Origin of the sequence: Coleofasciculus sp. F4-SAH-05, from assembly GCF_040222985.1 — a bacterium.
GTDB lineage: Bacteria > Cyanobacteriota > Cyanobacteriia > Cyanobacteriales > Coleofasciculaceae > Coleofasciculus > Coleofasciculus chthonoplastes.
In genome coordinates this window covers 1-8,888 of the sequence record NZ_JAVKBY010000014.1, presented here as the reverse complement: position 1 = coordinate 8,888, position 8,888 = coordinate 1, and the positions used below count along the sequence as shown (strand labels likewise).

General features: G+C 45.0%; 3 protein-coding genes. All 3 read right to left on the bottom strand.

What is annotated here, in order from left to right; translation table 11 throughout:
• Positions 1–159: 159 nt before the first annotated feature.
• Positions 160–2,895 carry a CHAT domain-containing protein gene (locus RIG27_RS01385; protein WP_446341741.1) on the bottom strand — a complete coding sequence of 912 codons (2,736 nt, stop codon included), beginning with the start codon at positions 2,893–2,895 and terminating at the stop codon, positions 160–162.
• Between the two features lie 91 nt (positions 2,896–2,986).
• Positions 2,987–3,823: an Rpn family recombination-promoting nuclease/putative transposase gene (locus RIG27_RS01380; protein ID WP_446341739.1), complete on the bottom strand. Its 837-nt coding sequence runs from the start codon at positions 3,821–3,823 to the stop codon at positions 2,987–2,989.
• Between the two features lie 367 nt (positions 3,824–4,190).
• A complete protein-coding gene (locus RIG27_RS01375; RefSeq protein ID WP_446341737.1) occupies positions 4,191–8,129 on the bottom strand; it encodes a two-partner secretion domain-containing protein in 3,939 nt (1,312 codons plus the stop codon).
• Positions 8,130–8,888: the final 759 nt, after the last annotated feature.

Here is an 8,888-nt window from a genome sequence, read left to right as displayed (position 1 = left end):
GACGAATGACGAATGACGAATGACGAATGACGAATGACGAATGACGAATGACGAATGACGAATGACGAATGACGAATGACGAATGACGAATGACGAATGACGAATGACGAATGACGAATGACGAATGACGAATGACAAATTAAAAATGACAAATGACGATTAAAACCAGTTTCCGGCGAGGATGAATGCTGCCCAATAGTAAGGATGTTGATGGGATGGATTATCGGGATTGTTTAGAAGTTTCCGTTGGGCGTTGGCTAGGGCTTCGGCTTTGGGAATGCCTTGATTTAATTGCTGGTAAAAGTCGTCCATTAATTGGGCGGTTGAGTTATCGCTGACGCGCCATAAACTGGCGACGGTACTACTGGCATTTGCTCTTAAGGCGACTCCGGCTAATCCTAGGGCGGCACGTTTATCACCTGATGCTGTTTGACAGGCGCTGAGGACTAATAATTGAATGGGTTCGCGGCGGGTTTGTTGTCTCTGTTGCAAGAGTTGACCAAATTTTTCTACGGGTATTTTTTTGTCCCAAGCGTAGATGACGGTTTTGGTTGCATCTGAACTAAATTCGCCGTGGGTGGCTAGATGAATCACGGAAAATGGATGGTTAATCAGTTGGTTGCGGAAGTTGGTTTGGGTAAATTGTTCATTTTCTAGTAGTTGGCTGGGGACAGTATTATGAATCTGATGCAGTTCGTTCCAGACACTGGATAAGGCGGGTAGTTTGGGTGGGTAACTCTCGGCTTTTTTGTTAATTCCGGCTAGTAGCCCTTGCCAATGGGTTGGGGATAAGGGGTTGAGGTTGGGTAATTGTGAGCCGAGGCTGATGGCAATGTTATAGGTTTCGACTAAGTAATGCTGACTATCGTGGAGAATGGCAATGGGGAGATTTTGCAGGGTGCTATCGAGAACAAAGACTAGGGTTCCTGTTTGGGGTAAGTCAGTCTGGGCTGATTTTAGTAGCCAGTTATAGAGTTTTTGGGCTGGGGGTAAAATTAGGCTGTCTACTGGATTTCGGGGGTCATCTAATTGTTGGCGTAAGTCGTAGAGGGTTTGGCTAAAGTCTTGGGCGGAAACTTGGGGGGTATACCGATAAACTTTTTCTGGAGATGATTCAGATTGGGGCAATTTAATCAGAACTTCGAGGCGGTTTTTCAGTAAAATGGGATAAATAATCGCAGCGGGTGGGTTTTGATTTTGGTCAATGGGGACTAAGTTGGTAAAACTACAGCGGAGAAAGTCTTCGAGTTCAGCTAGTTGTAGGGCTTCGCTGATACGTGTGGCTTGGCGGAGATGGTCAAGATTGGCGTCGGGTTGTAATAAGATTTCCAGGAATTGTTGATAAATGGGGCGCACATCGTCTAAAAAGGAAAATTGCACGCCGGGGTTGATGGCTAATAAATTACGCCGCACGGAATTGAGGACGTTGATTGAGGTGTTATAGGCGTGAATGGCGTTTTCTTTTTGCTGCTGTTGCCAATATATTCGTCCGGATTGCCATAACCATTTATAGGCTAAGTCTTCGGTGTTAAGGGATTGGGCTAAACCGAGGGCTTGATGGGTTAAGTCTTGGGCATCTGACCAGTTTTGGTTCTGTTCATAAATGTGAGCTAATGTCCCCAGGGCTTCAGATTCTGCCCGTTTGTTGTCCAGGGATTGGGCTTGATTTAATGCGGCTTGGGTATAATCAAGGGCATGACTAAAGTTTGGGTCATACTGGGGTAATTTCAGTAGAGTTTGGGCAAAGGATAGTTGGCTATATATGGCGATTTTACTGTCTTCTAAGTTGGCAAGGGGACTGTTGAGTAATGTCTGGACTTGGGATTGAATTTGAGAGGTAAATTCGGCTGGGTTTGCGGTTTTATCGGTTTTTGCTAGGGTTTGTAACCACTGCTGAAACTCGATTAATAAACGGAGGTGATGCAGTTGGGCTTCTAAGGGTAAGGTGGTGGAGTCGGTGTTGATGGTGGCGGCTTGCTGATAGGTGTTTAATGCCGCCCTTGCCCATTCTTTGGCATTGTCGCGATTCTGGGTGATATTACTTCTCTCCCATAAGTCTTTGTCTTGGCGATATATAGCGTATTGGGTTTTGCCTAAACTGAGTAATGTGGCACTTTGTTGGGATGGGGAGTCGATTTGTTTGGCTAGGTCTAAGGCTTGGTGTAAGATAGTTTGGGATTCTTGCCAGTGTCCAACTAGGCGGAGAACATTTCCTAAGTTGCGTAACCCGACAACGGTAAACGCGGGTTGAGATTGCTGTTTAAAGGTGTTAACGGCGGCGTCTAATTCGCCTGACTCAGATAAGTTGCAATGATTGTCTACCTGAAAGGCTTGTAGGGAAATCTGACAGGCGCGACGATAGAATCCTAAGGCTTCCATGGCTTGGGCTTGGTTGAATAGGCTACCTGTTACTCCGATGTCATCATTGAGTTGTTGATAGGTTTGCGTTGCTTGCTTCCAGGTGGCTAATGCAGATTCCGCCCGCCCTAAGGCTAATTCTAGACGACCTCGGTGATTCAGGGCTTGAGCATAGAGGCGCGATCGCTCTGTTGATTCTGCTACGGTATCTAATAGACTCAGACTGGCTGTGATTGCGGTGTCGGCGTCTGTCCAGTGGTGCAGTTTCTGATAGGCTAAGGAGAGATAACTCAACGCCTGGGCTTGATGTAGGGTATCCCCTTGGGTTTCATAGCGTTGGGCGGCTTGTCGCCAGAGGTGAATGGCTTGTTGATACTCTTTGGCGGCGTAATAGGTTCTCCCTTGGGTTATAGATTGTGCGGCGGATTGGATGGGGGGGGTAATTGGGGCAATTTGGGATAAGACAGGGGGGATACTGATGAATAGGAATAATCCGAGAATAAATACAATTAGTAGATGGCGATTGTTATTTGTCATTCGTCATTTGTCCTTTGTTATTCGTTGTTTGGGAAGCCGTAGGGTGGGTTTCGACTTCGCAAGAGCCCACCGACATACCAGTCAGTGACATTTAGGTTAAGTCTTGAATCTCGGTAATACTTAATCCAGTTTTTTGACTGATTGTTTCAATGTCTAAAACGTCGAGAAGTTGGCGGGCAATGGCAATCGCTTTTTCCTGCATACCTTCCTCTTTTCCGTCTAGTTTGGCTTTACGAATCGCATTCTGACTATCTTGAATAAAAATCTCTCGCTTTTCTAGGGCTTCTAACTCTCGCTTGGTTAGCTTACTCTGTCTGGCAATTGTAAATGCCTGTTTCATGGCGGGAATCGTTGCCATTGGCGGCGGCACGTCTTTTAAGGTGTTGGCGAATTTGAGGAAGTAGAGCCATTTATCGGTTAAGGTTTCTGATTCCTCCAAGGTTTTATTGAATTTGGGTAATTCGACAAAGACTAATTCAATATCATCGGTATAATCCGTTAACTCTTCCTTTTCCTTAAGGCAATAGCGAGAGATGACTTTGGCGCTGTTGGAGAACATCTCAAAGTCGGTAATGGTTAAGGCAATCACCGGATTCAATAAGTTGTAATCTTCCCCGACTCCCAATTGAATAGAAAAGGCTTTGGCGGCATTATACAGGACTCGTTTCTCAAAGCCTAAAACGTTGAGTACCTGCATTTCAATGATGACGGTTTTGTTTCCAGTGATGACGGCTTTAACATCTAAATAGGAATCCTTAATTCCCTGGATGCGAGGGGATTGATAAGGGTCAAGTATTTCTAGGTCTTGAATTGTCTCCTGTTCCTGATAAAGAATGGCATTCAGGAAACTAATCAAAATTTCCTTACTTTTCTTGGAGCCAAAAATTTTCTTAAAGGCAAAATCAGTTTTCGGATTAATAAACGTCATCAGTCAGCCACCTCCTATTTATTTCAGAACTATCAACCCCTCACCTCCCCACATTCCCATTCCTCTGCGCCCTCTGCGTAAACCTCTGCGTTCCTCTGCGTTAAAAAATATATAGCGTTGCTCATAAGATGAGGTACATCAGGGCGCAAGCCTTCATCCGTGTCAACTTAAGCTCAACCCCTCACCCCCAGCCCCTCTCCCACGCCGGGGAGAGGGGAGCAAGATATACCGTAGGGTGGGCATTGCCCACCAGCAAATCAGTCAGTGGCATTTCCCCTATATTTGGCTGTCCCTCACGTACTTGGAAACTGCTATAACCTCGCGCCTCACCAACTCAATCTCATCACTAATTATTATCCCCCATTCATTACTCAAAAGCACTCTGACAATGTATCGGATTTTGCCAACCAGTATTAGGGGTAACATTGGGCGCTTCGGCGGTGAGAACAATTGTTCCATCGGGTAACCTTATCCAGCCTTGGGCTTCAATTATTGTCCTTGAACTCCTCTGGCTTACGGGTTCAATTTTTGCCGGAGAGTTATCACTACTGGGAGTCAATGGACGCAAATCTTCCCACACGTTATCTGTTCCCGTTACTTGGGAAATTGTGGGCGGAACTCCGCCGCGTCCACTGATGATAAAATGGCTGGGAGTTTGGTCAGAACGCCCTTGACAGAAATTGACAAATTCTGGGGGAGAAGCTGGGGGAGGTAATTGCAGTAATCCGGTATTGGGGTCAATTTCTAAGGTGTTGAGTTCCACGACTCCTTGTTCACCAAATTCTGAACTGGCGGTAATGTCAGAAAGGGGCGTCAGGCGAGGGCGAAATTCGAGTCCATAAATTTTGTTGGCGGTGATATCAACTCTCCCTCCATCACCAAAGAAGGCATTAGCGGTAATATCGCTATTTTCCCAAGGAAGCCCGACAATAAAGGGAGAATTAATCCGGATATTGCCTCCATTTCCTCCGGCTTGAGCAGTTCCGGCGGTGGTGGAAATTGAACTGTTATGGCGTAGGAGTAGTATATCGTTGACGTTGAGGGTAATATTACCACCCTCGGTTGCTTCAGTTTCAGCGATAATAGTTCCCTGCTGATCTAATATTATTTTGTTTGCTGTGATTCCTATATTCCCAGCATCCCCTGTGGCTTGACTAATCGGTGGAATCTCAAGATTAGATAAAATATCTAACAGAACGGCGGGAATTGCCGGAACTCTTACTTGTGTCGCCCCCCCAGCCGCTACGGTAACTCTGGCTTGTTCCTGTACAATTAAATCTTGTGTGTTAATTGTCAAGTTTCCGGCTTGACCAGTCCCAAAGGTTTGAGCATACAAACCACTAGATAAACCTCTATTGGAACGTCCCCGGAGTTCAACAGAAGAAGCGTTCACGATTAAGTTTCCTCCTTGACTTCCCTGACTATCTTTACCAAAGGTAGACGCTGAAGCTATCGCGCCATCCTGCACAATCAAGTTCGTGGTGTTAATGGTTAAATCTCCAGCATTACCAATGTTACTGGTATCAGTAAATAAACCAGTAGGAATTTCATCACCGTTGTTCAAGATACCTGTGCCACTGAGTTGCACTGTTGAGGCATTTACTGTTAAATCTCCTCCCTCACCAGTTGTGGTTGTGGAAGCGGTTACGATTGCCCCATCTTGCACAATTAACTGATTGGTATTAATAGTTAAATTTCCGGCATCTCCTGGCTTAAACAGTCCATTGGTCAGGGCATTAGTCGTCAGGGCGCTGGGAAATGTTCCATCACTACCGATTAATTGAACAGACTCCGTAGCCTCGACGATTATATTTCCTCCTTTACCTTGACCCGAGGTTAAAGCTGATACTCTAGCACCACCCTGAAGGCTTAAACGGTCAGTTTCAATCCTTAATTCTCCAGCATTTCCTATATCGTAAGCTTCCGTTAATATTCTCGCTCTTCCTTGAAGATTTAACTCTGGAGTTTCTACGAAAACATTTCCTGGTTCACCACTCCCATCAGAGGTAGCAAACAAACCTGTTGAATTTCCCTCCGGTAATGAATCAGTCAGGTTAACTGACTCAGAAGCCTTTACCGTGATATTTCCTCCCTGATTGTTACCAACTACTCTAGAAAGTAATCGGGCACTATCAGCGAGAGAAACTGATTGTGCTGTAACGTCAATATTACCACTATTACCCGTTCCTTCATTATTCGTGGAATCGATAATCACTCCCGTGGCATTGACTGCACTATCACTATGAATACTAATCTCGCCACCATTGGAGGTAATTCCTCCAATCAGATTAATATCACTGGTTGCGTCTAAGATAACTCGTCCTCCTAAAGTTTCAATATTAACTGTGGTGATACTGGCATCTGACGGTTTTACAGAAGTCGTGAAAGAGGGTAAAGTTGAGCTATTATCCGGTGGTGTGACTGGGGGCGTTGAGGAAACTTCCGCAACTACCTCGATATCATCTATCCCCCAGTTTTCATTTTCAAGCACTTCTCCGGGTGGTAATTTAGAAAAATCGATTTGTAGAGAGTTTGATGTGTGTTCAAGAGAAAACTCTATCGTGTAGATTGAGTCACCGAAGGTTAAATCAGGGATAGTTGAAGACGTATATCCCAATTCGTCTATGTGATCAGCCGATTGATGGGACGGATGTTCTCCTTGAAGATAATCATCAGGAAATGACTGTTTACTGTTGACATTACTAAACGTTGCATTTACCCACACATTATCATCAATCCTTAACTGCCAAACATCTGGTCCACTAATCGCTGAGGTGTCATTACCATCCCATGAGCCAATAATAAATAGATCAAAAGAGCCTGTCACATTGGCAGGTGAGGGAAGATCATTAAGTGTTAAGCTTACCGTTTCTTGACCAAAGGGTCCCAGGAAAGTTGTATCGATTGTGCCTTCGTCGGGTGTTTGGTCTGTTTTGGTATTAGACCATTCTGAACCAACTGCTCCTTCAAAATCATTCTCATACTCGAATGTGGAGTTGGTTGGTGGTGGCTGTGGTGGCTGTGGTAAATTTGGCGGAGTTACCGGATACTTTAGATTATCGACTCCCGATCGCATAATCAAGGCTGGCTCACTTGTCAATATAGCAATATCTGAGTCAGTGGGGTCATTCGTATCATTTAAAGATATATCAGCTTGAGTAATTGTGATATTTCCTGTCTTGATGCTTCCGGTGGCTTCGATTAACAGTGAAGCGCCTGTATAATCCCCAATAATCACATCTCCATCTACACTAATAATCGGGTCATAGTAACTGACAAAATCACCCGGTTTCCCCGCTAAATTCAGAATTGCAAACTGACCCCCACTGGCAAAATGAGCATCCCCTGAAATTGTCCCATCACTAACTAAACTCAAAGCCCCACCACTCTGAAACGGCGTTCCTGGATGATTCAACGCTAAAATATCAATGCCTTGATTTCCTTGAATATAAAGATTTCCCCCTGCATGAGCAATAAACGGAGTTTGTACACTATCTCGCACCCGTACCGTATCCCCCGCCAACAGGATTAAATCTCCGGCGGTAACTAACTGACTTTCTTCTAAAATTAAATGATTATTCGCGAATAAAATAGCCGACTGCGCCAATCCATCCCGCACTATTGCATCTCCCGTTAAGGCGACTATCTCTAAATGTCCGGCGGGGGCGGCTAATTGTCCGGTACTGCTAATTGTTCCGCCAACTAAGGTTAAATCTTCCCCAACTTCTAGATTGCCAGAATTGGTAATCGCGGCTGGATTCTGATTTCCATATTGCAACCCTAAAGGGACATTAATAGTGAGTAATGGCGGTGCTTCTGGATTAGTCGCACTGAAGATAGTGCCGTTCTCAAATACCACCCCATTGGCTGTACTCCCGATAAAGGAACCCCGAATGTCTAATTGAGCATTTTCGCCAAAGAGAATTCCATTGGGATTGATGAAGATTAAATCGGCTGCACCGTTGACGCCTAATGTCCCCAAAATGTCAGAGGGATCAGTTCCCGTCACCCGACTAAAAATGGCTTCAATTCCGTCAGGGTTGGCAAAATAAACCCGTTGTCCCTCATTAATATTAAATTCTAAAAAGCTATGAAATAATGCCGAACCTCGGAGGGCGCCATCCTGAATTAAATCCGCTGTTATCCCATCGATAACTACTCCATCAGGTAGGATTGAGGAACCTTCAGCGCCTAATGTGGAATCGGGTGTAATCTGGGCGAGGACAGGGTTACAGGGGATGAAGAGGAATAGTGCGATCGCGCTTCCCTGTATCAGACGTTGTAAGCTTTGATTTATGGTCATCATAGCACCCTCTAGATGTGAGATTTAGGTGATTCCTAACCTGATATTTATTTTATTATGTCCTGTGTCCTGTTTGTAGGGGCGAGTCGCTGCACTATCATTAAGGGGAAATCCATTAATTTTATCGACTCGCCCTCCTCGTTGGTTCACCTGTTGCAATGGATAACTCGGTGGGTTACGGCGGATATTTTATTAAAGGGTTTGTTTCTTGGATTGATTACCGCAAGAGCCCCCATACTGGCTATCTTTCAGGGGAAAGGTATTAATTGTGTGGGCGCAAACCTTGCGCCCCTACGCCCCCGCTATCTTTCAGGGAAAAATCTATTAATTTTATCGACTCGCCCTCATCGTTGGTTCACCCGTTGCAAAGGATAACTCGGTGGGTTACGGCGGATATTTTATTAAAGGGTTTGTTTCTTGGATTGATTACCGCCTAACCCACCCTACGGATTCCGGTTAATCTGGGTCTATAGGACGGCACATTTTCCCATTGTATTAATCTACCAAAACTATCCCCAAAAATCAACCCCTAATCCTATTTTTTTCGCCGCGATTACTCCTGTGATGTGCAAACAAAACCGGAACCTCGGTAGGATTGAGGAATATTCATAACTTCATGTCGAATCGGGCAAAATCTGGGTAAGTCTAGGGTGACAAGGGATGGTGAGGGTGTTTGCGATCGCGTCCCCATATTTTATATGTTGTAATCTTGTCATTCTGTAATCCTGTAGGGGCGAGTCGCTGCACTATTTTTCAGGGGAA